At 65.8% G+C, this 25,352-nt stretch carries 25 protein-coding genes; 19 read left to right on the top strand and 6 right to left on the bottom strand.

Annotation, left to right across the window (positions count from 1 at the left end; genetic code table 11):
• Window positions 1-10: 10 nt before the first annotated feature.
• From N0B28_RS15830 to N0B28_RS15810, 5 genes are all read right to left on the bottom strand, one after another.
• Entirely contained in the window at window positions 11-1,147 is a 1,137-nt protein-coding gene (locus N0B28_RS15830) for an ABC transporter substrate-binding protein (protein ID WP_043861069.1), read from the bottom strand.
• 48 nt (window positions 1,148-1,195) lie between these two features.
• Window positions 1,196-1,954: an ABC transporter ATP-binding protein gene (locus N0B28_RS15825; RefSeq protein ID WP_229589366.1), complete on the bottom strand. Its 759-nt coding sequence runs from the start codon at window positions 1,952-1,954 to the stop codon at window positions 1,196-1,198.
• A 5-nt stretch (window positions 1,955-1,959) separates the two neighbouring features.
• The gene (locus N0B28_RS15820; RefSeq protein ID WP_052504234.1) at window positions 1,960-3,726 is read right to left on the bottom strand and encodes a branched-chain amino acid ABC transporter ATP-binding protein/permease; all 1,767 of its coding nucleotides are present in this window, start codon (window positions 3,724-3,726) and stop codon (window positions 1,960-1,962) included.
• Window positions 3,726-4,763, bottom strand: a complete 1,038-nt coding sequence (locus N0B28_RS15815) for a branched-chain amino acid ABC transporter permease (protein WP_043861071.1) — start codon at window positions 4,761-4,763, stop codon at window positions 3,726-3,728. Before N0B28_RS15815 ends, N0B28_RS15820 begins: the two co-directional genes overlap by 1 nt.
• A 447-nt stretch (window positions 4,764-5,210) precedes the next feature.
• Entirely contained in the window at window positions 5,211-5,792 is a 582-nt protein-coding gene (locus N0B28_RS15810; RefSeq protein WP_043861072.1) for a TetR/AcrR family transcriptional regulator, read from the bottom strand.
• Between the two features lie 294 nt (window positions 5,793-6,086).
• On the opposite strand from N0B28_RS15810, the gene N0B28_RS15805 reads away from it, so the two are divergent.
• The 19 genes from N0B28_RS15805 (at window position 6,087) to N0B28_RS15715 (ending at window position 24,650) form a co-directional block, all read left to right on the top strand.
• The gene (locus N0B28_RS15805) at window positions 6,087-6,902 is read left to right on the top strand and encodes an alpha/beta hydrolase (protein WP_054916107.1); all 816 of its coding nucleotides are present in this window, start codon (window positions 6,087-6,089) and stop codon (window positions 6,900-6,902) included.
• A gap of 6 nt (window positions 6,903-6,908) precedes the next feature.
• Window positions 6,909-7,205, top strand: a complete 297-nt coding sequence (locus tag N0B28_RS15800; protein ID WP_043861074.1) for an extradiol ring-cleavage dioxygenase — start codon at window positions 6,909-6,911, stop codon at window positions 7,203-7,205.
• A gap of 4 nt (window positions 7,206-7,209) precedes the next feature.
• The gene (locus N0B28_RS15795; protein WP_058541176.1) at window positions 7,210-8,061 is read left to right on the top strand and encodes a protocatechuate 3,4-dioxygenase; all 852 of its coding nucleotides are present in this window, start codon (window positions 7,210-7,212) and stop codon (window positions 8,059-8,061) included.
• Window positions 8,058-8,411: a non-heme iron oxygenase ferredoxin subunit gene (locus tag N0B28_RS15790; protein WP_043861076.1), complete on the top strand. Its 354-nt coding sequence runs from the start codon at window positions 8,058-8,060 to the stop codon at window positions 8,409-8,411. The genes N0B28_RS15795 and N0B28_RS15790 overlap by 4 nt, the downstream gene beginning before the upstream one ends.
• Window positions 8,412-8,449: 38 nt before the next feature.
• Window positions 8,450-9,799, top strand: coding sequence for an SRPBCC family protein (locus N0B28_RS15785; protein ID WP_043861077.1), 1,350 nt, complete (start codon window positions 8,450-8,452; stop codon window positions 9,797-9,799).
• 9 nt (window positions 9,800-9,808) lie between these two features.
• Window positions 9,809-10,339, top strand: coding sequence for a 3-phenylpropionate/cinnamic acid dioxygenase subunit beta (locus tag N0B28_RS15780; protein ID WP_043861078.1), 531 nt, complete (start codon window positions 9,809-9,811; stop codon window positions 10,337-10,339).
• 10 nt (window positions 10,340-10,349) lie between these two features.
• Window positions 10,350-11,162, top strand: a complete 813-nt coding sequence (hcaB, locus tag N0B28_RS15775) for a 3-(cis-5,6-dihydroxycyclohexa-1,3-dien-1-yl)propanoate dehydrogenase (protein ID WP_043861079.1) — start codon at window positions 10,350-10,352, stop codon at window positions 11,160-11,162.
• Between the two features lie 31 nt (window positions 11,163-11,193).
• Entirely contained in the window at window positions 11,194-12,165 is a 972-nt protein-coding gene (locus N0B28_RS15770) for a nitronate monooxygenase (RefSeq protein ID WP_043861080.1), read from the top strand.
• A 29-nt stretch (window positions 12,166-12,194) separates the two neighbouring features.
• Entirely contained in the window at window positions 12,195-12,977 is a 783-nt protein-coding gene (locus N0B28_RS15765) for a fumarylacetoacetate hydrolase family protein (RefSeq protein ID WP_058541174.1), read from the top strand.
• A 104-nt stretch (window positions 12,978-13,081) separates the two neighbouring features.
• A complete protein-coding gene (locus N0B28_RS15760) occupies window positions 13,082-14,941 on the top strand; it encodes a feruloyl-CoA synthase (protein WP_229589308.1) in 1,860 nt (619 codons plus the stop codon).
• Complete coding sequence (locus tag N0B28_RS15755; protein WP_275727393.1) at window positions 14,938-15,879, top strand: acetaldehyde dehydrogenase (acetylating); 942 nt, start codon at window positions 14,938-14,940, stop codon at window positions 15,877-15,879. Before N0B28_RS15760 ends, N0B28_RS15755 begins: the two co-directional genes overlap by 4 nt.
• A gap of 10 nt (window positions 15,880-15,889) precedes the next feature.
• Window positions 15,890-16,924, top strand: a complete 1,035-nt coding sequence (dmpG, locus tag N0B28_RS15750; RefSeq protein WP_043859793.1) for a 4-hydroxy-2-oxovalerate aldolase — start codon at window positions 15,890-15,892, stop codon at window positions 16,922-16,924.
• A 14-nt stretch (window positions 16,925-16,938) separates the two neighbouring features.
• On the top strand, window positions 16,939-17,943 hold the full coding sequence (locus N0B28_RS15745) for a CDP-6-deoxy-delta-3,4-glucoseen reductase (RefSeq protein ID WP_275727389.1): 1,005 nt from the start codon (window positions 16,939-16,941) through the stop codon (window positions 17,941-17,943).
• A gap of 319 nt (window positions 17,944-18,262) precedes the next feature.
• Window positions 18,263-18,709 (top strand): HIT family protein, encoded by a 447-nt coding sequence (locus tag N0B28_RS15740; RefSeq protein ID WP_275727386.1) that lies wholly within the window; start codon window positions 18,263-18,265, stop codon window positions 18,707-18,709.
• 188 nt (window positions 18,710-18,897) lie between these two features.
• Window positions 18,898-19,674, top strand: a complete 777-nt coding sequence (locus N0B28_RS15735; protein ID WP_231390606.1) for a hypothetical protein — start codon at window positions 18,898-18,900, stop codon at window positions 19,672-19,674.
• Window positions 19,675-19,712: 38 nt separating this feature from the next.
• On the top strand, window positions 19,713-20,111 hold the full coding sequence (locus N0B28_RS15730) for an ester cyclase (RefSeq protein WP_043859797.1): 399 nt from the start codon (window positions 19,713-19,715) through the stop codon (window positions 20,109-20,111).
• 69 nt (window positions 20,112-20,180) lie between these two features.
• Window positions 20,181-20,843: an iron-containing redox enzyme family protein gene (locus N0B28_RS15725; protein WP_043859798.1), complete on the top strand. Its 663-nt coding sequence runs from the start codon at window positions 20,181-20,183 to the stop codon at window positions 20,841-20,843.
• Between the two features lie 139 nt (window positions 20,844-20,982).
• On the top strand, window positions 20,983-22,815 hold the full coding sequence (locus N0B28_RS15720) for a long-chain-acyl-CoA synthetase (RefSeq protein WP_229589305.1): 1,833 nt from the start codon (window positions 20,983-20,985) through the stop codon (window positions 22,813-22,815).
• 257 nt (window positions 22,816-23,072) lie between these two features.
• Entirely contained in the window at window positions 23,073-24,650 is a 1,578-nt protein-coding gene (locus tag N0B28_RS15715) for a diguanylate cyclase (RefSeq protein WP_054916134.1), read from the top strand.
• Between the two features lie 63 nt (window positions 24,651-24,713).
• On the opposite strand, the gene mobA is transcribed toward N0B28_RS15715, so the two are convergent.
• On the bottom strand, window positions 24,714-25,292 hold the full coding sequence (mobA, locus tag N0B28_RS15710) for a molybdenum cofactor guanylyltransferase MobA (RefSeq protein ID WP_196932330.1): 579 nt from the start codon (window positions 25,290-25,292) through the stop codon (window positions 24,714-24,716).
• Window positions 25,293-25,352 lie beyond the last annotated feature (60 nt).

The raw sequence follows: 25,352 nt of genomic DNA, 5'->3' as shown, positions 1-25,352 counted from the left end.
TTGTGGGGGTTTATTCAGGGGCATGCAGCAGGACCCATTGCTGGTCCTGCACGCTCACCAGTGCACGCGCGCGCTGGTCATGGCCGAAATGGTCGGTGGCGCTGAGGTTGTACACGCCATGGGTGCCGACCACGTCGCGGGTCTGCTCCAGCTGGTCGCGCAGTTGCTGGCGAAATTGCGCGGTGCCGGGCTCGGCACCCTTGAGCGCCGCCGGGGTGGCCGCCTGCACCAGCAGCATGGCGTCGTACAGGTAGGCGCCGAACGGCGACAGGCTGTTGTCGCCGTACTTGGCCTGGTAGTCCTGCGCGTACTGGCTGGCGATGGCCTTGGAGGGGTGGCTGGCGGGCAGCTTGTCCCACACCACCACCGGGCCCACCGGCAGTATCGCACCGTTGAGCGCCTTGTCGCCGATGCGCAGGAACGCGCTGTTGGCCGCGCCGTGGGTGTGGTACACGGTGCCCTTGTAGCCCAGCCGGCGCAGCTCGGTATGCGGCAGTGCCGCCGGGGTGCCGGTGGCGCCGATCAGCACCGCGTCGGGCTTGCTGCTCATCACCTTCAGCGCCTGGCCGCTGACCGACGAGTCGGTGCGGTTGAAGCGCTCGTCGCGCACCAGCGTGATGCCTGCCGCCGGCGCCATTTCGCTGAGCACCTTGTGCCAGTCTTCGCCCCACACATCGTTGTAGCCGATGTAGGCGAGGGTCTTCACACCGTTCTGCTGCATGTGCTCGATCAGCGCCTGGGCCATCAGGGTGTTGGTCTGGGCGATGGTGAAGATCCAGCTCTGCTCGCCGCTGGCGGGGCTGAACGGCGCCAGGGCGATCTGCGCGGTCTGGCTCTCCTTGGCGATCTGCGCGACTGCTGCCGAGGTGGGCACGGTGGTCGAGCCGATCAGCAGGTCGACCTTGTGCTCGCTGACCAGCTTGCGCGCGTTCTTGGCCGCGGCGGTACTGTCGCTGGCATCGTCCAGTACCACGTATTTGACGGCCTGCCCGGCAATCTCCCTGGGCAGCAGCGCCACGGTATTGCGCTCGGGGATGCCCAGCGAGGCCCCCGGGCCGGTGGTGGAGAGAATCACGCCGACGGTCATGTCGGCCTGTGCAGCGGTCGACAGCGTGGCCAGCAACAGCAAGGGAAGAATCGGTTTCATGCAAGCTCCTGATATTGTTTTTATGGGTGTGGCAAGTGCTGCGGGGCGCTACGTGCCGGTAGCGCTGATCACCTCCGTGGTGGCGGTGGGCGCGGGTGCGCGGCCCAGGTAGCTTTCGACCACCCGGGGGTTGCTGGCCAACGCCTGGGCGTCGCCTTCAAGCACGATCTCGCCGACCTCCAGCACGTAGCCGTAGTCGGAAATCTTCAGCGCAGCGCGGGCGTTCTGCTCCACCAGCAGGATCGACACGCCGCTCTGGCGCAGGGTGTCGAAGATGGTGAAGATCTCGCCGATCACCCGCGGCGCCAGGCCCAGGCTCGGTTCGTCGAGCATCAGCAGGCGCGGTTTGGCCATCAGCGCGCGGCCGATGGCGAGCATCTGGCGCTCGCCGCCCGACAGCGTGCAGGCGGCCTGCTGGCGCCGTTCGAGCAGGCGCGGGAACAGCCCGAACACCTCGTCGAGGGTCTGCTGATGGTCGCGAAAACCGCGCCGGTGGCGGCTGAAGGCGCCCAGGCGCAGGTTGTCCTCCACGCTCATCAGGCCGAACAGCTCGCGGCTCTCGGGCACCAGCACCATGCCCTGGTCGATGCGCTGGGCCACGTCGTGGTGGCCCAGCAACGCCTGGCCGGCGTAGGTCACCTGGCCCTGGCAGGGCAGCAGGCCGATCAGCGCCGCCATCAGGGTGGTCTTGCCGGCGCCATTGGGGCCGATCAGGCTGACGATCTGGCCTTCCTCCAGGTGCAGGTCGAGGTTGCGTACCGCCTCGACCTTGCCGTGGTTGATCGACAGGTTGCGCACATCCAGCAGGCGACTCATTCGACACCTCCGAGGTAGGCGGCCAGCACCGCAGGGTTCTGCTGGATCTGCAGCGGGGTGCCGCTGGCCAGGGGCTGGCCGAATTCCATCACCACGATGTGGTCGGCCAGGCCCATCACGAACTCCATGTCGTGCTCCACCAGCAGCACGCCCAGGCCCTCGCCACGCAACTGCTCGAGCAGTTGCGCCAGCGCCTGTTTCTCGCCATGGCGCAGGCCGGCGGCGGGTTCGTCGAGCAGCAACAGCAACGGGTCGCTGCACAGCGCCCGGGCGATCTCGACGATGCGCTGCTGGCCCAGCGGCAGGCTGCCGGCCGGGGTGTGCAGGTATTCGCCCAGGCCCACCCGCTGGATCTGACGCGTGGCCTCGGCGAGCAGGGCGGCTTCTTCCTTGCGTTCCAGGTGCAGCATCGAGCGCAGCAGCCCGGCCTTGCCCCGGGCATGGGCACCGAGGGCGACGTTCTCCAGCACGCTCATCTCGCCCAGCAGGCGCACGTGCTGGAAGGTGCGGCTCACGCCCAGGTGGGCAATGGCGCGCGGCGACAGGCCTTCGATGCGCTGGCCGTTGAAGGTGATCTGCCCGGCATTGGGCGTCAGCACCCCCGACAACAGGTTGAACAGGGTCGACTTGCCGGCGCCGTTGGGGCCGATCAGCGCGGTGACCTCGGCGGCATTCACCGACAGGCCCATGTTCTTGTTGGCCACCAGCCCGCCGAACTGCTTGAGCAGCCCCTGGGCCACCATCAGCGGCTTGCCGGCCGCCGGCATGCTGCGCCGGGGCAGGGCCGGCGCGTCATCCAGCGCCAGGGTGCGCGGGCGGCTGGCCGGCAGCACGCTGCGCAGCACCGGCAGCAGGCCGCCGCGGGCGTACTGCAGCACCAGGATCACCAGCACGCCGAAGAAGATCATCTCGACGTTGTCGGCATGCCCGAACAGCTGCGGCAGCACGTCCTGCAGCACCTGCTTGATCAGGGTCAGCAACGCTGCGCCCAGCAGCGCGCCCCACAGGCTGGCGACGCCGCCCAGCACGATCATGAACAGGTACTCGATGCCCATCACCACCGAGAACGGCGTGGGGTTGACCACCCGCTGCAGGTGCGCGTACAGCCAGCCCGACAGGGCCGCCAGCAGGGCGGCGATGATGAACACCTGCAGACGGCTGCGTGCGGTATCGATGCCCATCGCCTCGGCCATCCCGGCCGATTCCTTGAGGGTGCGGATGGCACGGCCCTGGCGGCTGTGCAGCAGGTTGTCGAGCAGCCACAGGCTGGCCGCCAGCAACAACCCGATCAGCACGGCGAAATCGGCCGAGCCGCTGATCTGCCAGCCCAGCAGCTCGATGTTCGGCAGGTTCTGCAGGCCGCCGAAGCCGCCCAGGCCCGGCAGGTTGCCGAACAGGTAGAACAGCGCCAGGCCCCAGGCCAGGGTGCCGATGGGCAGGTAGTGCCCGGCCAGGCGCAGGGTCAGCAGGCCCAGGCTGGTGGCCACCACCAGGGTGATCGCCAGCCCCGCCAGCAGGCCCAGCCACGGCGACAGGCCGTACTGGGTGGTGAGCACCGCGCTGGCGTAGGCGCCAATGCCCACGAATGCGGCCTGGCCGAACGAGGTCATGCCGCCGATGCCGGTCAGCAGCACCAGGCCCAGGGCCACCAGGCTGTACAGGCCGATGTAGTTGAGCAGGGTCACGTGAAACGCGGGCAGCACCAGCGGCGCCAGGCCCGCCACCAGCAGCAGGGCCAACAGGGGGATCAGTCGCAGGGCCATCAGTGTTGCTCCTCCAGGTGCGGGTTTTTCAGCGACAGCCACAGCAGCACCGGGATCACCACGGTGAACACGATGACCTCCTTGTAGGCCGAGGCGCCGAAGTTGGCGAAGCTCTCCAGCACGCCGACGAAGAACGCACTGGCCGCGGCTATCGGGTAACTGGCCAGGCCGCCGAAGATCGCCGCCACAAAGCCCTTGAGGCTGATCAGAAAGCCCGAGTCGTAATACAGCGTGGTCAGCGGGCCGATCAGTACCCCGGAGATCGCGCCGATCAGCGCGGCCAGGCCGAATGCGGCCTTGCCGGCCAACTGGGTGGGGATGCCCACCAGCTGTGCGCCGGTACGGTTGAGCGCAGTGGCACGCAGCGCCTTGCCGTACAGGCTGTGGCCGAAGAAGGCATACAGCAGGCCGATCAGCAGCAGCGCGCTGCCGATCACCAGCAGGCTCTGCAGGCCCACCGGCAGCTCGCCGAGCATGAACACCGACTCGGCCAGGGCTTCGGTGCGCACGCCCTCGGCGCCGAACATCAGCAGGCTCACGCCCACCAGCGCGATATGCACCGCCACCGACACGATCAACAGCAATAGCACCGAGGTCTCGGCCACCCGCTGGTACACCAGGCGGTACAGCAACGGCCCCAGCGGCGTGACCAGGGCCAGGGTCAGCAGAATCTGCAGCAGCGCCGGCAGGCTCGCCAGGTCGAGGTTGCCCAGCACCGCCCACAACAGCAGCGGCAGGCTCAGGTAGCGCGCCAACAGGCCCGGCAGCCGGCGCCATTGACGGCGCCGTGCGGCGTCGGTGCAGTCCAGTGCGCAGGCGGCCAGCGAGCAGCCCAGCAGCAGCCACACGGTGCCGGGCATCAGGCCCAGCTGCAGGGTGGCCAGGGTCAGGGCGCTGTAGGTGACGAAGTCGCCCTGGCACACCAGGATAGTGCGCGTCACCGAGAACACCAGCACCAGGGCCAGCGCCACCAGTGCGTAGATCGCGCCCGTGGTCAGGCCGTCCTGGGCAAGAAACGCCAGTATCGAGAAATCCATGGGCAGGCCTCAGCGAGCAGTGGGCAAGGGGGAGGTGGGGTGCCGGCCGCAGAGGGCGGTCGGCGTCGGTGCGGCGGTGCCGTACCGGGGGCGTGACGGGTCGGGCGCGCAGGGCGGGACCCGGCGAGAGCGTGCAGGCGCGTGCATAGTGAAGTACTCGTTTTCTATTCTTATTGTGGTGCGCCCCTGCCCGGGGCAGGGCAACATGCAAGGCGTTTAAATACACATGTGCATGTGTATGTATAGACTACGCGGGAAGGTGGGCGGCTTGTCAACAGGCGCCGCAGCGGCGCGCCTGCATTCGCCGATTTATTCGATTATCTATTTGAATTTATTGAATAAATATTTTTCAAGACGAGCGTGCCAATACCCGCTGGATGGCGGGTATTGGATATACAAAGATACATTTGTGTATTTGCAATGTGCCGAGCGGGTCGGCACAGGCGCTCAGGCCGGGGCGTGGCTGCACGCGGGGAGGAGGATGCCGGCCATGCGCTGGCTGCGCGCCAGGCGTTGTTGCGGGGTGTCTTCGCTGTGCAGCAGCGACAGGCTGATCTGGTAGGCGTAGATCAGGTAGGCGCGGTCCTGGGCTTCGTCGCTGGGCACGCCGGCCTGAATCAGCAGCCCCTCGATGTAGTTCAGGCGGTGGCTGTCCACCTCGTCGATGGCCTGGCGTGCCTGCTTGTCGCGCCGCGCCCAGCCGCGGATGCCCAGTTCGATCGAGGCGGCGTCCTTGGCGGTCTGGCCGTGGGAAGGCAGCTCCAGCAGGCGCTGCAACTGCTGCAGCGGCGAGCTGTGGGCCGTGCGCAGGTTGAGGATCACATCCTCGGTGGCGCGTGCGCGCCAGTTGCCCAGGATGCCTTCGAGCAGTTCGCCGCGGCTTTTGAAGTGGTAGTAGAAACTGCCACGGGTGATCTTCAGTTCCTTGGCCAGGGTGTCGACGCGCACGGCGTCGACGCCGCTGGTGACAAGCACTTCCTGTGCCGCATGAATCCAATCTTCCCGCGTGAGGTTGGTGCGTGATGACATTGTGTAGGGCCTTGTCCAACAAGCTGGATAAGCGCCAGGGCAGCGCAGGGTTCGACGCTTGGCCTTGGCAGCAAACCGTCATTCTAACGCCCGCCGCAACGGCGAAGCTATTGCCGGCATTGGCCACAAGGCCAGTGCCGGGTGTCCGCATCCTGCCATATATGACAGTACATAGGTGTAGGTACGGCTGCTCATTATTTGAAAATAGTCATGTTTTTTCATTGACTCAGGTCAAAACGGTAAATAGCATGCAGATACATAACTGTATGTTAAGAATAAAAACCGGAGGCCGACATGAGCGCAACTGCAAAGACTCTGCTCGCAGCAGGGCACCACACCCACTACCACGAGGCCGGCCAGGGCGAGCCGCTGTTCCTGCTGCACGGCTCGGGCCCGGGTGTTTCGGGTTGGGCCAACTGGGCCGCCAGCGTGCCGGTATTCGCCGACCGCTGGCGGGTGATCGTGCCGGACATCGCCGGCTTCGGTTTCACCGAGTTCAAGGATGACGCCCGGTACGACATCAAGCTGTGGGTCAGCCACCTGATCGGCATCATGGATGCCCTGGATATCCAGAAGGCCTCGTTCATCGGCAACTCGTTCGGCGGCGCTCTGGCCATCGGCCTGGCGGTGTTCGCCCCCGAGCGCGTCAACAAGCTGGTGCTGCTCGGCACCCCGGCCGGCGAGTTCGTGCAGACCCCCGGCCTGCGCGGTGCCTGGGAATACGAGCCGTCGCTGGCCAACATGCGCCAGCTGATGGAGCTGTTCCCCTACGACAAGGCGCTGATCACCGACGCCATGGTGCAGGCCCGCTACGAGGCCAGTGCCCGGCCCGGTGCCCAGGCCGCCTTGCGCAAGCTGATCCCGCAACCCGCCGCCGAAGGCCAGACGATGGTCAAGGGCTTCCCCGCCGCCGCGCTGGCCAAGATCGTGGCGCCGACGCTGGTGGTACACGGTCGCGAAGACCGTGTGGTGCCGCCGGAGTGCGGGCTGCTGATCGCCAACAGCATTGCCGACGCCGACCTGCACCTGTTCGGGCGCTGCGGTCACTGGGTCCAGAGCGAGCAGCCACGGCGCTTTGCCGCGCTGGTTCGCGACTTTCTCGGCGAGTAGTCCGGCATGAGCAGAAACGTGATGGAGCGGGTGCTGTGGCAGCTGTGCGTGGAGCGCGCGGCCAAGCAGCGCTTTCGTGAAGACGCCGCAGGCTTCGTGCAGCGCTTTGCCCTGGCCCCCGACGAGGCGCAGATGATCCTCGACTTCGACGTGGCCGGCCTGCAGGCGGCCGGGGTCAACCCGATGCTGACCATGGGCTTCTGGCAGGAGCTTTCGCCGCAACGCAGCATGCGCGTCTACAAGCAGCGCCTGGGCTGTACCGATGAACAAGGCGCGGGGTTTTCCGCCGCGCTCAAGGGGTGAACCGATGGGCAAGATAGTGGGCGGCTTCTGGATGCCGCATGACCCGGTGATGTTCGTGGCGCCCGATGCGCCACCGGCCGCACAACGCGATGCCGTATGGGGCGCCTATGCCCAATGCGCCGAGCGCCTGGCTGCCTTGCAGCCCACGGCGGTGATCATCGTCGGCTGCGATCACTACATCCTGTTCGGCCCCCATTGCCTGCCGCGCTACGTGATCGGCACCGGCGACGTGGACGGCCCCATCGACCGCCTGCCAGGCCTGGACCGGGGCGTGGTGCGCAACCACCAGGCGCTGGCCGAGCACATCGTCCATCACGGTGAAGGGCAGGGCGTGGACTGGACCGTGGCGCGCAGCTTCACCGTCGACCATTCGTTCTCGATCCCGCACCAGCTGGTGGTCAAGCCGGCCGAGGCCCTGCTGGGCCGTGAGCTGCCGAGCATCCCGGTGTACCTGGCGTGCGGCGTCGACCCGTACATCTCGCTGGAGCGCTCGGCCGACCTGGGCCGGCAACTGCGCGCGGCAGTCGAGGCGTTCGACGCCGACGAGCGCGTGGTGATCATCGGCAGCGGCGGCATCAGCCACTGGGTAGGCACCGTCGAGATGGGCCAGGTGGCCGAGGACTTCGACCGCGAAATCCTTGCCCACGGGGTCAACGGCGACCTGCAGGCACTGTGCGCCTACCGCGACGAAGACATCCTGCGTCGGGCCGGCAACGGCGCGATGGAAATCCGCAACTTCGCCTGCGCCATGGCCGCCCTGGAGCGTCCGCGCGGTGAAGTGATCGCCTATGAAGCCGTGCCCGCCTGGGTCACCGGCCTGGGCTTTGTGCAACTCAACAACGAGGAGCCGGCATGAGCCGCGTACTGCTTTGCCAGCGTGACGAGCTGGCGCCGGGCGAACTGAAGAAGGTCGCCAACGGCGATGGCGATGCCCTGTGCGTCTACAACCTGGGCGGCACCTTCTACGCCACCACCGACATGTGCACCCACGCCACCGCCTCGCTGGCCGAAGGCGACATGGAAGACGACCTGATCACCTGCCCGGTGCACTGGGGCCAGTTCCATATCCCCAGCGGCAAGGCTGTGACCTTCCCCTGCGAACGGCACCTGCGCACCTACAAGGTCATTGTCACCGACCGCGAGGTGTATGCCGACACGGCCCTGGAAGCCGACGAGGCGCTGGCCGACGCCGACAGCCCGGTCTGACCGGGCGCCGTCCAACCGCATACCTGTGAGTCTGAACCATGGATAACAACAAGCACATACCGCTCAGAACCCTCGAAAGCACGCCCGCCCTGGGCAACCTCGACCGCCTCTGCGACATGCAGGAGGGGCGCCTGTCGGGCAAGGTGTTCTGGGACGAGGCGATCTACGAGCAGGAGCTGGAGAAGATCTTCGCGCGCTGCTGGCTGTTCGTCGCCCACGAATCCCAGCTGCCCAGGTCCGGCGACTACCTGACCACCTCGATGGGTGAAGACGAAGTGCTGGTGGTACGCCAGAAGGACGCCTCGATCAAGGTGTTCCTCAATGCCTGCCCGCACCGCGGCAACAAGGTGTGCTTTGCCGAGGCCGGCAACGCCCGCGGCTTCATCTGCAACTACCACGGCTGGTCGTTCGGCGCCGATGGCGGGCGCCTGATGGGCATGCACGAATCCAAGTGCTACGAAGAAAGCCAGTTCGACAAGTCCAGGCATGGCCTGCGCGAAGCCCGCGTGGCCAGCTACAAGGGCCTGGTGTTCGCCACCTTTGCCAGCGATGCGCCGACCCTGGAGGAGTACCTCGGGCCGATGACCTGGTACATGGACGTGATGCTCGACATGGACGAGGGCGGCAGCGAGTTCCTGGGCGGCTGCATCCGCTCCACCATCGAGTGCAACTGGAAGATCGCCGCCGAGAACTTCGTCGGCGACATCCTGCACGGCGGCTGGACCCACGACTCGGCGGCCAAGGCCATGCTCGGCGGCCCGGTGGCCAATGTCGGCGAACTGCCCGAATCCTACTCGGTGAACTGGAACGGCCACGGCTACGAGTTCGCCACCGACGTGGTCGGCAACGCCGCCACCCTGGGCGAAAAGGACATCAACAAGTACCTGCATGTGCTGCGCCCCAAGGTCGCCGAGCGCCTGGGCGAGTTCCGCTCGAAGCTGATCGGCGCGATCTCCTCGTTCACCGTGTTCCCCAACTTCTCGTTCCTGCCGGGGCAGAACACCGTGCGCATCTGGCAGCCGCGTGGCCCGCACAAGATCGAGCTGTTCACCTGGGTCATCGTCAACAAGAACGCCCCGCAGGACATCAAGGACAAATGGCGCCGTGGCGCGATGATGACCTTCTCGCCCACCGGCGTGTTCGAGATGGACGACGGCGAGAACTGGGAATACTGCACCAAGACCAGCCGGGGCGTGGTCACGCGCTATCAGGACCTGTACGTGGGCCTGGGCATGCACACCCGCCTGGACGACAGCGAACTGCCGGGCAACGTGTTCAAGGGCCAGCTCAACGAATGCAACGCGCGGGCGTTCTACCAGCGCTGGAAAGACCTGCTGCAGGCACCGACCTGGGCCGACGTACCAGACCGCAATGGCACGCTGCGCTGAGGGGGCGAGATGACACACCAACTGCAGGACACCCCGGTGTCCATCGACGAGGCCCGCCGGGTCGAACAGTTTCTGCTGCGCGAGGCGCGCCTGCTCGACAACGAGTGCTGGGACCAATGGCTGCTGAGCCTGAGCGAAGCCATCCACTACTGGATGCCCGGCATCGAGAACCGTCGCCGCGAAGACAAGTCCGGGCCCTACCGCCTGGAGCACATGGCCTTCTTCGATGACGGCATGCGCGAGCTCAAGCGCCGCGTGGCGCGCTTCAAGCAGCCCTCGGCCTGGGCCGAGAACCCGCCCACGCGCAACGTGCACCTGGTCAGCAACATCGAGGTGTATGCCGGCGCCGAGCCGGGCGAGTACCTGGCGTACTCGTGCTTCGTCAACGTGCGCAGCCGCGGCCTGGACGAACACGCCCAGCTGGCCGGGCGGCGCGAGGACGTGCTGCGCCTGGAGGCCGAGGGCCTCAAGCTGCTCAAGCGCAAGATTCTGATCCCCAACGCGATGTTGCTGTGCAAGAACATCAACACGTTCCTATGAGGGCCTGCACATGGCTTGGTTGAAAGGGCAGGTGGCACTGGTCACCGGCGGTACCGGCGGCATCGGCAGCGCCATCGTGCGCCGCTACGTGGCCGAAGGCGCCAGGGTCGCGGTAATGGGCCGCGACGCGGCGCAACTGGCGGCGCTGGCTGCCGAGCTGGGCGATGCGGTGATCACCGTGCAGGGCGACGTGGCGCGCTATCAGGATAACCAGCGCGCCGTGGCCGCCACCCTGGAGGCGTTCGGCAGGCTCGACACCTTCGTCGGCAACGCCGCGGTGTTCGACTATTTCACCCGCCTGGACCGCATCGCCCCGCCGGATTTCGAGGGTGCGTTCCAGAAACTCTTCGCCACCAACGTGCAGGGCTACCTGCTCGGCGCGCAGGCGTCGATCGAGGCGCTGCGCCAAACCCGTGGCAGCATGATCTTTACCTTGTCCAACAGTGCCTTTTATGCCGGCGGTGGTGGCATTCTGTACGTCACCGCCAAGCATGCGCTGGTGGGCATGATCCGCCAGCTGGCCTACGAGCTGGCGCCAGACATCCGGGTCAACGGCGTGGCGCCGGGGGCGACCAACACGCCGATGAAAAGCCTGGATGGCCTGAACAGCCGCAGCGTACCGCTCAACCAGATCCCCGGGTTCGAGGCCGGTGCCGCGCAGGCTGTGCCCCTGCAACGGATTGCCGAGCCCGAGGACCACACCGGGCACTACGTGCTGCTGGCCTCGCGCGAGAATGCCGGGTTGACCACCGCCAACATCATCCACAGCGATGGCGGCTGGGAGATTCGCAGCGCCGGCCCCACGCGGTCGCGCAAGGCCTGAGCCTTGATAACCAGAACAAGAGAGATGCGTGATGACAACAACAAGCCTGAGTGCACCGCAACAGCAACTCCTGAACCTGTTCGCCGGGCTCGACCTGCCGGTGCTGGCCGCGCCGATGTTCCTGGTGTCGGGCCCGCGCCTGCTCGCCGCCAGCTGCCAGGCCGGCATCGTCGGCAGCCTGCCAGCGCCCAATGCGCGCACCGTCGAGCAACTGCAGCAATGGCTGGAACAGATCGTCGGCGAGCGTGACGCCGCGCAGCAGCGTGGCGAACAGTGGGCGCCGTGGATGCTCAACATGATCGTGCACAGCACCTACGACCGCTTCGAGGCCGAGCTTGAACTGGTGCGCCGTTACCAGCCGCCGATCGTCTCCACCGCCCTGGGCAGCCCCAAGCGCGTGCTCGACACCGTGCACGCCTATGGCGGGGTGGTGATCGCCGACGTGATCAGCCCGGCCCTGGCACGCAAGGCCGTGGCCGCCGGCGTCGATGGCCTGGTGCTGGTGTGCAACGGCGCCGGCGGGCATACAGGCAACTACAACCCGTTCGCCTTCGTCGCCGAAGTGCGCGAGTTCTGGGACGGCCCGCTGGGCCTGGCCGGGGCGATCTCCAACGGGCGCGACATCCATGCCGCGCAGGTGCTGGGCTGCGACTTCTCGCTGGTGGGCACGCGCCTGATCGCCACCCACGAAAGCCTGGTCGAGGACGCCTACCGCGACATGCTGGTGGAGTGCTCGCTGGACCAGGTGACCACCACCAAGGCGGTCAGCGGTGTGCTGGCCAACTGGATGCAGCCGTCGCTGGACAAGGCCGGCATCGACCCGCGCAGCGAAACCCGCCCCAGCATCGACTTCTCCGGCGACATCGCCACCGCCAACAAGGCGTGGAAGCACGTGTGGTCGGCGGGGCAGGGCGTGGGCCAGATCACCCGCACCTGCAGCGTGGCCGAGCTGGTCGACGAACTGCACCAGGGCTATCGCCAGAGTCGCGCGCGCGCGTTGTAAGCCAACCGGACCCGTTCAGGAGCAATCCCATGACCCACCCCAACCTTCAGGCCGCCGCCGCAGCGCTGGCCCAGGCCCGCTCGACCCGCACCCCGTGCGGGCGCATTTCCGAGCGTTTCGACATCCAGTCGCTGCACGACGCCTACGCCGTGCAGGAACTCGCCACCCAGGCCGCGCTGGCCGCCGGCCGGCGCCTGAGCGGGCGCAAGGTCGGCCTCACCTCGCTGGCGGTGCAGCAGCAACTGGGCGTCGACCAGCCCGACTTCGGCATGCTGTTCGCCGACATGGAATGCCACGATGGCCAGGCCATCGACAGCACGCGGCTGATCCAGCCCAAGGCCGAGGGCGAGATCGCCTTCGTGCTGGGGCGTGACCTGCCCGACCCCGACACCACCCTGGGCGAGCTGCTGCGCGCGGTCGACCATGTGCTGCCGGCGCTGGAGATCGTCGACTCGGCCATCGAGGACTGGAAGATCACCCTGGTCGACACCGTGGCCGACAACGCCTCCTCGGGCCTCTACGTGCTGGGCAAGACCCCGGTCAGCCTGCACGGCCTGGACCTGGCCCTGGAAGGCATGCTGCTGGAGAAGAACGGTGCCCAGGCCGCCATCGGCGTGGGCGCCGCGTGCATGGGCAACCCGCTGGATGCCTGCCTGTGGCTGGCGCGCACCATGGCCCTGGCCGGGCGCCCGCTGCAGGCCGGTGACGTGCTGCTGTCCGGCGCGCTGGGGCCGATGGTGCCGGTGGTGGCGGGCGACAGCCTGCGCCTGCGCCTGACCCGCCTGGGCGAAGTGAGCTGTCGCTTCACCTGAGCCGTGCCGGCTTGAACCCGGCGGCCTGACCGACCGCCGGTACCTACAACAATAAAACCAGTGAGCAGCGGGCCGACGGCCTGCCGCGCTCACGAGGGCGTGCAATGTACGACTTCTTCAACGACCCCACCCAGCTGGCCCCCGCCCAGGTGCTGTACGAACCGCGTGCCGACGGCAGCTTCGTGCTCAGCTCGCCCGAGCCGCTGCAACCCTATGCGCGCTGCATCGGCCAGTGGCTGGAACACTGGGCCGTGCAGGCGCCGCAGCGTGCCTACCTGGCCGAACGGCGCGGCGCGGGCTGGTTCAGCCTGACCTACGAGCAGGTGCGCCAGCGCGTCGGCGCCCTGGCCCAGGGCCTGCTGGAACTGGACATCGCAGCCGGCCGGCCGCTGCTGATGCTTTCGGAAAACGACCTGGACCAGGCGCTGCTGACCCTGGCGGCGATGCACGTGGGCATCCCGGTGTCGACCATTTCGGTGGCCTACTCGCGCAATACCGGCAGCGGCTGCGCCAAGCTCAAGGCGATTGTCGAGGTGCTCAAGCCGGGGCTGATCTTCGTCAACGACGGCGATGCCTATGGCCGCGCCATCGCCCTGGTCGACCCGGACTGCCCGGTGGTGGCGGCGCGCAACGCCCAGGAAATCCCCGGTGCGCTGGCCCTGCCGCACCTGTACAAGGCCGAGACCCCGGCGGTGATGGCCGCCTTCGCGCGCCTGGATGGCGACACCCCGGCGCGCTACCTGATGACCTCCGGCTCCACCGGTGCGCCCAAGGCCGTGGTCAACACCCACGGCATGCTCTGCGCCAACCAGCAGGCGATTGCCCAGTGCTGGCGCTTTCTGGAGCAGGGCGAACTGATCGTGCTCGACTGGCTGCCCTGGAGCCACGTGTTCGGCGCCAACCACAACTTCAATCTGGTGCTGCGCAACGGCGGCACCCTGTACATCGACGACGGCCTGCCGGTGCCGGGGCAGATCGACCGCACGCTGGAGAACATCCGCTCGGTCAGGCCCACACTGTTCTTCAACGTGCCGCGCGGCTACGAGATGCTGCTGCCGCACCTGGAGCGCGACCCGGCGCTGGCCCAGGCCCTGTTCGGGCGCCTGCGCATGCTGTTCTATGCCGCTGCCGCCCTGCCGCAAAGCAGCTGGAGCCGGCTGGTGGCGTGTGCCGGGAAGGTGCGCGACATGCCGCTGTTCTTCGCCACCGAATGGGGCTCCACCGAAACCTCGCCGGTGGTCACCAGCGTGCATTTTGCCGCCGACAAGGCCGGCATCATCGGCCTGCCGGTACCAGGCACCGAGCTCAAGTTCGTGCCGGCCGGCGACAAGCTGGAGATGCGCGTGCGCGGCCCCTCGGTGTTCCCGCGCTACCTGGGCGACCCGGCCAGCACCCTGGCGGCGTTCGATGAAGAGGGCTTCTACCGTATCGGCGACGCCGGGCGCCTGGTCGACCCGGCGCGCCCCGAGCTGGGCGTGCAGTTCGACGGCCGCGTGACCGAGGACTTCAAGCTCAGCAGCGGCACCTGGGTGTCGGTGGGCACGCTGCGCCCACGCCTGGTCAGCGCGCTGGCGCCGTATGCCAGCGACTGCGTGATCGGCGGGCATGACCGCGACATGATCGGCGCGCTGGTCTACCCGTCCCAGGCCCTGCGCGACCTGCTCGGCGCCGAGGGCCAGCACATGAGCGGTGCACAGCTGGCGCTGCAGCCCGAGGTGCGCCTGGCGCTGTGCGCGGGCCTGCAGGCACTGGCCCGGGAATACCCGGCCTCGTCCCAGCATGCCGTGCGCCTGGTGATACTCGATTCGCCGCCCAGCCTCAACGACGGCGAGATCACCGACAAGGGCTACATCAACCAGCGCACCGCCTTGAGCCTGCGCGCCGAGGCCGTGCAGCGCCTGTACGCCGACAGCCTCGACCCGAGCGTCATCCTCCTCGCCGAAGTCTACGGAGAAGCCGTATGAACCCTGCAAAATTCAATGTCGCCATCATCGGCTCCGGCAATATCGGCACCGACCTGATGATCAAGCTGCTGCGCCACGGCAAGCACCTGAAAATGGCCGTGATGGTCGGCATCGACCCGGCCTCCGACGGCCTGGAACGCGCCCGCCGCCTGGGCGTGGCCACCACCCACGAAGGGGTCGAGGGCCTGGCGCGCATGCCCGAGTTCGCCGATATCGACTTCGTGTTCGATGCCACCTCGGCCGGCGCCCATGTACGCAACGACGCCTACCTGCGCGCACGCAAGCCCGGCATCCGCCTGATCGACCTGACCCCGGCAGCCATCGGCCCGTACTGCGTGCCGGTGGTGAACCTGGAGCAGAACCTGGCGCAGTTGAACGTCAACATGGTCACCTGCGGCGGCCAGGCGACCATCCCGATGGTGGCTGCGGTGTCGCGGGTGGCCAAGGTGCACTACGCCGAAATCGTCGCCTCGATTGCCAGCAAGTCCGCCGGCCCCGGCACCCGCGCCAACATCGACGAGTTCACCGAAACCACCTCCAAGGCCATCGAAGCCATCGGCGGTGCAGCCAGGGGCAAGGCGATCATCGTGATGAACCCGGCCGAGCCGCCGCTGATCATGCGCGATACCGTGTTCGTGCTCTCCGAAGCCTGCGAGCAGGCCCGCGTGCAAGCTTCCATCCACGAGATGGCCCAGGCGGTGCAGGCCTACGTGCCCGGCTACCGGCTCAAGCAGCAGGTGCAGTTCGAGGTGATCGAGCTCCAGGCGCCGCTGCTGATCCCGGGCCTGGGCCGCTTCAGCGGGCTCAAGACCTCGGTGTTTCTCGAAGTCGAAGGCGCCGCCCACTACCTGCCGGCCTACGCCGGCAATCTCGACATCATGACGTCCGCCGCGATGGCGACCGCCGAGCGCATGGCCCAGGCCATGGCGCACAACTGAGGATGCCCGCATGACGTTCAATCCCGCCAAGAAGCTCTACATCAGCGACGTGACCCTGCGCGACGGCAGCCACGCGGTGCGCCACCAGTACTCGCTGCAGAACGTGCAGGACATCGCCCGTGCGCTGGACAAGGCCAGGGTCGATTCCATCGAAGTGGCCCACGGCGATGGCCTGCAGGGCTCCAGCTTCAACTACGGGTTTGCCGCCCACACCGATCTGGAGTGGATCGAGGCCGTGGCCGACGTGATCAGTCACGCCAGGATCACCACCCTGCTGCTGCCCGGCATCGGCACGGTGCACGACCTCAAGGCCGCATATGACGCCGGCGCCCGCGTGGTGCGCGTGGCCACCCACTGCACCGAGGCCGACGTGGCCCGCCAGCACATCGAATATGCGCGCGCGCTGGGCATGGACACCGTGGGCTTTCTGATGATGAGCCACATGATCCCGGCCGAGCAGCTGGCCGCCCAGGCCAAGCTGATGGAAAGCTACGGCGCCACCTGCGTGTACATGGCCGACTCCGGCGGTGCGATGAACATGCAGGACGTGCGTGATCGCTTTCGCGCGTTCAAGGCCGTGCTCAAGCCCGAGACCGAAACCGGCATGCATGCCCACCACAACCTCAGCCTCGGGGTCGCCAACTCGATCACCGCGGTGGAGGAGGGGTGCGATCGCATCGATGCGAGCCTGGCCGGCATGGGCGCGGGCGCCGGCAACGCGCCCCTGGAAGTGTTCATCGCCGCCGCCGAGCGCCTGGGCTGGAACCACGGCACCGACCTCTACACGCTGATGGATGCAGCCGACGACATCGTGCGCCCGTTGCAGGACCGCCCTGTGCGGGTCGACCGCGAATCGCTGGCGCTGGGCTATGCCGGGGTCTACTCCAGCTTCCTGCGCCACGCCGAAATCGCCGCGGCGCGCTATGGCCTGAAAACCGTCGACATCCTGGTCGAGCTGGGCAAGCGGCGCATGGTCGGCGGCCAGGAGGACATGATCGTCGACGTGGCGCTGGACCTGCTGGCCGCCGCCGGACGCGCGCAGTGACGGAGGGTACGCACATGAGCTTCACCCTGCAGATCCAGCCGGTCGGCCTGAGCTGCCCGGTCAACGCCGGGCAGAGCGTGCTCGACGCTGCCCTGGCCGATGGCCTGATGCTCAAGCACAGCTGCCGCACCGGCACCTGTGGCAGTTGCAAGGGCCAGGTGCTCAGCGGCGAGGTGGACCACGCCGACAGCCCGCTGGCAGTGCTCAGCGAAGCCGAGCGGGCCCAGGGCCTGGCGCTGTTCTGCTGCGCCAGGGCACGTTCCGACCTGGTCATCGACGCGCCGGAAGTCACCGAGCTGCGCGGCATCGGCATCCAGCAGATGGGCGTGCGCGTGGCCAGCCTCGACAAGGTCAGCCACGACGTGGCGGTGCTGCGCCTGATGCTCGCGCCGGGCACCGCATTCGCCTACCTGCCGGGGCAGTACGTGCAGGTGCTGCTCAAGGACGGCAGCCGGCGCAGCTACTCGATGGCCACCGCAGCGGCGCGCGACAACCAGCTTGAGCTGCACATCCGGCACATGCCGGGCGGGGTGTTCAGCGGGCATGTGTTCAATGCGTTGCAGCCCAGGGCGATCCTGCGCATGGAGGGGCCGTTCGGTTCGTTCTACCTGCGCGACAGCCAACGGCCGATGGTATTGCTGGCCAGCGGCACCGGCTTTGCCCCGGTGCAGGCGCTGCTCGAGCAACTGCGCGAGCGCGGCGACAACCGCCGCCCGGTGTACCTGTACTGGGGCGGGCGGCGCCGTGAGGACCTCTACCGGCATGAACAGCTGCTGGCCTGGGAGGCGCAGTTGCCGTGGCTGCGCTACACCCCGGTGCTGTCCGAGCCGGGCCAGGCCTGCGACTGGCAGGGCGCCACCGGCTTCGTGCACCGCCAGGTGCTGCAGGACTTCCATAGCCTCAAGGACTTCGAGGTCTATGCCTGCGGTGCGCCGATCGTGGTCGACTCGGCGCGACGCGATTTCGTCGAGCAGCGGGGGCTGGAGCCCGCGCATTTTCATGCCGATGCGTTCGTGTAGCTCAGGCCGGGCGAGCCCACGCACAGCGGGTGGGTGATCGCGTCACCGTCCTCGGCCCTCATGGCCCTGGCCGGTGACGCCCCCATGCAGCCCGGATACAAAAAGTTACCTTGGGAAAACCCATTCAAATCAAACCATTAGGAAATTTACGGGATTCAGATACAAAAAATTTCAAAACTCCCGTGTACAGCTGAGGAAGGCCAGGGGTAATTTCTCCTACAAGCTGCGCGGTCAACTCTGCAATGGAATGCAGCCTGTAGCATCCCGGATCTTCATGCCTCCACCGGGGTTGCACCTACAACAATAGAGGGAGCTATCCGTGAACTGCATTTTCTGTGCAATCGCCAAGAAAGAAGCACCGGCTGCCGTTGTCTACGAAGACGAGCAGTGCCTGGCCTTTCTCTCGATTCAGCTGATCACTCCTGGCCATGTCCTGGTCATTCCCAAGGCCCACGCAAGCGGCCTGGGTGATATCCCTCCTCAAACCTGTGGCCACATGATGCGTGTGGGTCAACGGATGGCGGCCGCCCTGCGTGAAAGCGGCCTGAGCCTCGAAGAACAGCCCTGTGAAGGTATCAACCTGCTGCTGTGCGATGGCGCAGTGGCCGGGCAGACCGTAGGTCACGCGCACCTGCATGTGCTGGCCCGCTTTGTCGGTGACGGTTTCAACCTGGGTCATGCGGACCTCCCGATCGCCACGCCACAGGTGCTGGGCGAGCGCGCCGAGCAGATCCGCCGAGCCTTGGCCTCGCTACCACCGAACTGACTGCACCTCGCTCTGGTTCAACGGCACGCCCGCCACTAGCGGGTGAGTGTCTGGCTGTGCGCAGCCCGTAAATCAACAACCTATGGCTATCTACGCAAGGAGGCGAAGCTATGTATTGTCCTGTGGAAACTTAAGTCGTGCGCTGGGCTGAGTTGAATACTACAGATCACAATAAGAAGGGATTTCTCATGCCGTCACTCGCCAGTAACAAGGCTGACTTGCCTTCGGCAAGTATGCAGTTGGTAAAGGATGATTCCGCCGGTTCGGCCATCTACAGTTTCTATGATTCAGTCCTCCAGGAGTTGTGCCAGTCTGACAAGGTAAAGGTCAGGCAGGTGGTAACGCCTGCGCAATTCATCGAACTTTCTCGTGCCCGTAGCCGGTTGTATGGGCAGCGCAAGATCTATTACAAGACGCTGTTTGGCAACTCGGTCGACAACACCGTGTGCCTGGATGAATACGACCCGCGTTCCTATGTGTTTGCCTTTTATCATGATGGTGAAATCATCGGCACTCAGCGTATTACGCCGTTCCCTCACGAGTCGGGTGAGTTCATCAGCCATGAACAACTGGTGCAGTTCTCCGGGCCCAACTACGAGCACGAGTGCGTCGAACTTTCGCGCCTGATCGTCGACAAGCATGCCCCGGTCAAGAACGTGGTCAACGGGCTGGCCATGACCGGTGCCTCGCTGGTGGCCCTGCAAGGCGGCTACAAGACGTTCATCACCTATGTGAAGCCACGGCTGGCGCCGAAGTTCGACAGCTTCGTGTTCGATCAGGACGGCATCTTCTTCCAGATCAAGGCCCGTGGCGATCATTACTACGCCCTGTACAAGGGCGATCTGATGCCGTCGGTGACGCCCTTCTTCGGCCTGCCCAGCTGCCCGGCAGACCTGAAGGACGTCGATGACCTGATTCGCCATACCTTGGCCGCCCGTCACGCGAGGCAGTCACTGGCGGGATAAGCATCACACAATAACGACAACATTGAGGTTGATCCAAGATGGAAGCCAGGAACAAAGAAGTGGTCATCGAGTTTTACGAGCGCATGTTTGGTCAGCGTGAACTGGCGGTTGCCGATACCTTGATTGCCGAGGACTACGTGCAGCACAACAACGTGTTCATTCCCCCGCGCCGCGAAGGCTTCAAGACCTACTTCACGCAGTTCTTCAAGACGTTCCCCGAGTCGGGTACCAGTATCGAGCGGGTCTGCGCCGAAGGCGATTATGTCTTCCTGTATGCCAAGCACTGGGCCAAGCACAGGTTCTTCACGGTGAACTACAAGGTGATCGATATCTACCGTGTTGAAAATGGTGTGCTGATGGAACACTGGGACACTATCGAAGGCCTGGGCTTCTTTTCCAAGTTCATCTACATCATCAAGTCCGTGCTGCGCCTGTAACGCTGTATTCGCCTGACCGTATAACACGTGTCATGAACGATTTATCAACACGCCAAGGAAGAGAGTGAAATGACTGAAGTGACCGCGTTTCGCAAAGAGCTCAAAGCCATCTGTGACGCCGAATGGGAAAAGATCAAGGCCGGCCGTTTCTTCCAGATGATGAAGCGTCCCGAACTGCAGCGTGAGCTGTATATCAAGTCGATTGTCCAGGTGTACCACTACACCAAGAACAACGCGATCAACCAGGCGGTGGCGTGCTGGAACCAGGACCACAAGAAGGTCGGCCTGCTGCGTTTCGCGATGAAGCATGCGCTGGAAGAACTGGGCCATGAAAACATGGCGTACAACGACCTGATCGCCATTGGCGTGGACCCGTCGGAGTTCGAGAAACCGATGCTGCCGGCCACCGAGGCGTTCTACGGCTACCTGGACTTCGTTTCCGTATGCCGCGGCATCATTCCGCGCCTGGGCTACAGCTTCTGGGCCGAGGACTGCTATGAGCACCTCGAACCCCTGATGGACGTGTGCAAGAACCATCTCAAGCTGACCGACCAGCAACTGACCTTCTTCGTCGCCCACGCGATCATCGACGAGAAGCACTCCGAGCAGGTCAACGCCGCCATCGACCGCTGGGTCGTGACCGACGAAGAAAAAGAGGCGGTCAAGCAAGTGGCCCGCACCACGGTCTACCTGATGGGCAAGATCCTCGAGTCGGTCGCCGACGAGTTCTGATTGATCGGCACCAGGCGTCCTCGCGCACCCCGCTGCGCGAGGACTTTTTCACATGGCGTGCACAACAATAAAAACGATTGGCTGGTCATGGCGTTTGTCGAACCGCCTGGCGGCCACGGTCAATCCACCAGGAGGTGCCATGAGTAGTAATAGCGACATGATTACCTGGGGCATGATGCTGCGCAAAATTCCCTCGATCACTCGGGCCATTCCTCGGCTCGTCAGGGGCCTCAAGGTTTCCAAACTCAAGGCCGATCAGCCCTGTGGCCTGGGCTGGGCCTTCGAACAGGCGGTTGCGCGCAACCCTCAAGGGCCGGCGCTGCTCTACAAGGACACGCGTTTCAGTTACGAACAGGTCAACCAGTGGGCCAACCGTTTCGCCCACTACCTGCTGGCCCGTGGCCTGAAAAAAGGCGATGTGGTAGGCATCTTCATCGAGAACCGCCCCGAATTGCTGGTCAGCGTACTGGCCGTGAGCAAGATCGGCGGCATCTGCGCCATGCTCAACACCTCGCAGACCAACAACGTGCTGATCCACAGCCTGGGCCTGGTCAACCCGTCGGCGATCATCGTCGGCCAGGAGCTGGTGCCATCGTTCGAGGCGGTGCGCGATGAGGTGGCCATCGACAGGCAGCGCAGCTTTTTCCTGGCCGACACCGACACCACGCGCGATGCCGGCATCGCCCCCGAGGGCTACGTCAACCTGACTCTTGCCAGTCAGGGGCACGCTACGGCCAATCCGGCGACTACCCAGCAGGTCTACCTCGACGACGCCTGCTTCTACATCTACACCTCCGGTACCACCGGCCTGCCCAAGGCCGGGGTGTTCAAGCATGGGCGCTGGATGAAGGTCTACGGCAGCTTCGGCATGATCGCCCTGGACATGCGCCCCGATGACATCGTCTATTGCACCTTGCCGCTGTATCACGGCACCGGCCTGTGCGTGAGCTGGGGTTCGGCATTGGCCGGTGCCTCGGGCTTCGCCATCCGCCGCAAGTTCAGCGCCAGCCAGTTCTGGGAAGACACGCGCAAATTCAAGGCCACCACCATCTGCTACGTCGGTGAACTGTGCCGCTACCTGATCGATCAGCCTGCGGCCGGCAACGATGGCGACAACCCGGTGGTGAAGATGATCGGCAACGGCCTGCGTCCGGGCGTGTGGCTCGACTTCAAGAAACGCTTCAACATCGAGCGGGTCTGCGAGTTCTACGCCGCCAGTGACGGCAACATCGGCTTTACCAACATCCTCAATTTCGAGAACACCATCGGCTTTGCCATCAACGCCTGGTCGCTGGTGGAGTACGAACACGACACCGGCGAACCACGGCGCAACGCCGACGGATTCATGCAGAAGGTCGGCAAGGGCGGTCAGGGCCTGTTGCTGGCCAAGATCGACGACGACGCCCCGTTCGATGGCTACACCGACCCGGAGAAGAGCAAGAAGGTGGTGCTTTACGACGTGTTCGAAAAGGGCGACCGCTACTTCAACAGCGGCGACCTGATTCGCGATATCGGCTTTGGCCATGCCCAGTTCGTCGACCGCCTGGGGGACACCTTCCGCTGGAAGGGCGAGAACGTCTCCACCACCGAAGTCGAGAACATCATGGTGCAGCACCCCCACATTGCCGAAGCCGTGGCCTACGGGGTGGAAATCAAGAACACCAACGGTCGCGCCGGGATGGCCGCCATCACCCCGTCGGCGCCGCTGGAGCAGCTGGATTTCTGCGACCTGCTGCGCTTCGTCAAGAGCCAGATGCCTCACTACGCGGTGCCGATGTTCTTGCGCGTCAAGACCTGCATGGAAACCACCGGCACCTTCAAGTACCAGAAGACCAAGCTCAGAAGCGAAGCCTTCGACCCCAGCCAGACCGGCGAAGACCCGGTGTATGCCTGGCTGCCGGGCACCGAAACCTACGTGCGGGTGACCGATCAGGTGCTGCAGGACATTCATGGCGGCAAGTTCCGCTACTGAAGGGCAACCGCGCCAGCGGCGCACCGCGAGGCCTGCCTGCATGCATGCGCAAGGCTGCTCACTGGAGCGGGCGGCCTTGCGATCCACTTTCAGCTTCACCGCCCTGCAACTTCTGCCTGCCGGATTCTGCAGCAGCCCGTCGTGACCCCCACCGCTTGATTGCGCGCCTGATGCTCTGCCCCTTGCGGTACAGGGCATTCCGGAGTACAGCTGATGGCAGGATGCCTTCAGTTGTGGCATCGCAGGAGCGTTTCATGATGTCGACCCCCTTACTGCCGGTGCCGCTGCCGCACAAGCGTGACGTGCGCCTGGCCGTGCTGCTGTTGCTGGTGATCTGCGTATCGCTGGCATCGCTGACGGCCTGGAAGATATGGGCTGCACGTCAGCGCGCGCTGAACGAGGTTCAGGTACACAGCCTCAACCTGACCCAGGCACTGGACACCTATGCCGAGGGCATCATCCGCCAGAGTTCGATGATGCTGCTGGGCCTGAGCGAGCGGCTCGAAGTCGATGGCGGCGGGCCGCAGCAACTGGCGCGCCTGGCCGGGCTGGTGGAGGAGCAGAACGAACTGCTGACGCAACTGCATGGGCTGACCGTCTATGGCCCGACGGGCGAATGGCTGATGTCGACCAACGGCCCGATTCCGGACGGTGCGAACAGCGCCGACCGCGAGTTCTTCATCCACCATCGCGACAACCCGTCCCGCGAGGTGTTCATCGGCCCGCCGATCCGCAGCCGCTCCACCCAGGACTGGGTGATCACCGTCAGCCGGCGTTTCGAGCAGCCCGGGGGGCAGTTCGCCGGGGTGATCGCGGTGACCCTGGGGGTGGAGAACTTTCTGCGCCTGTTCGGCAAGATCGACGTGGGCAAGGACGGTGCGATCGCGCTCACCTACACCAGTGGGCGCATCCTGGTGCGCTACCCGTTTCGCGAGCAGGACATGGGCCGCGACTTTTCCCGGTCGCCGATCTACACCCGCTACCTGGTGGAAAACTCGGTGGGCACGGCTTCGTTTGCCTCGAGCCTGGATGGGGTGGAGCGCCTGTATGCGTTTCGCAAGAACGAGCACCTGCCACTGGTGACCACCGTGGCCATCGGCAAGCGCGAGGCCCTGGACGCCTGGCGCATGGAAGCGTGGCTGACGGTGGGGCTGGTGCTGGCGTTGCAGGGGGTGATCGCGGTGATTGGCCGGCTGCTGATCCGTGACATGCGCCATCGCGCCGAGATGGATGCGCAGCTGCTGGTGGCGCGCGAAGAACTGCTGGCCACCAACCGGCAGCTGGCGGTGCTGGCCACCCACGACACGCTCACCGGGCTGGCCAACCGCCGGCGTTTCGACGAGGTGCTGGCCAGCGAAGTGCGGCGTGCCCAGCGCGAGGCCCAGCCGCTGGCGCTGCTGCTGATCGATATCGATCATTTCAAACGCTTCAATGACGCCTACGGACACATCGGAGGTGACGAATGCCTCAAGGCGGTGAGCGCCTTGTTGCGCGAGTGCGTGCGCCGCCCGACGGATGTGGTGGCGCGTTATGGCGGGGAAGAGCTGGCGATGGTGCTGCCCAATACCGAGGTGGCGGGCGCGGTGGTGGTGGCCGAGACGGTGCTGGCGCGGTTGGCCGAGCTGAACATCGTGCATGCTGGCAGCCCGTTCGGGCGGGTGTCGGTGAGTATCGGCGTGGCAGGCATGGCGGGGCAGGGCGAAACGCCCCTGACGCTGGTGGCGGCTGCCGATCAGGCGCTGTATGCGGCCAAGGCGGCGGGGCGTAATCGGTGTGTGGTGTTCGAGGGGGGCGGTGCCGCCCATCGCGGGTCAAGCCCGCTCCCACAGGGGTAGCGCAAGCCTCTGTAGGAGCGGGCTTGGCCCGCGAAGAGGCCCTCACAGACGACACAAAAAGCCTTATTGCCCCAACCACTGCGGCGTATTGAAGTTGCTCAGGCGCCGGTCCTCCTCTGCACACTCCACCGCCTGCAACGGATGCTCCAGCAACGCCCGCAACAGGCTGCGCTCACCGGCCTGCCATGCCGCCTGCAAGCTCGCCTGCTGGCGCACCGGGATCACGCAGAACATCGGCTGCCACTGCTGGCCCTGGCGCACCATCGCCGCGCAGTCCCCGGTGATCGCCACGCTCAGCAACTGCTCGAGCAACCCGCGCTCGATCAGCGGTGCATCACACGCCAGCACCACCAGCCAGGCATGCCGCGCCACCGCAAGCCCGGCCAGCACCCCGGCCAGCGGCCCGGGAAACCCAGGCTCGGCATCGCCCACCAACTGGTCGGCAAACGCCCGATAGGCGTGCTGGTTGCGATTGCAGGAAAGGATCAGGTCATCGCTCAGGTCACGTACCACGGCGTGCACGTGCGCGATCAGCGGGCGGCCCTGCCAGGACAGCAGGCCCTTGTCCTGCCCGCCCATGCGCTGGCCACGGCCGCCGGCCAGTAAAAGAATGGAGCAGGGGGGAAGTACGGCGGCGGTCATTGCAGGGTTCCAGTCCAGAAGCGGGCTAGCACCATCCCATGACCGCCGCGCGGCTGTCCA

Source organism: Pseudomonas sp. SD17-1 (genome assembly GCF_029201585.1).
Classification (GTDB): Bacteria; Pseudomonadota; Gammaproteobacteria; order Pseudomonadales; family Pseudomonadaceae; genus Aquipseudomonas; species Aquipseudomonas palmensis.
This window is presented reverse-complemented; position numbering and strand designations above follow the sequence as displayed.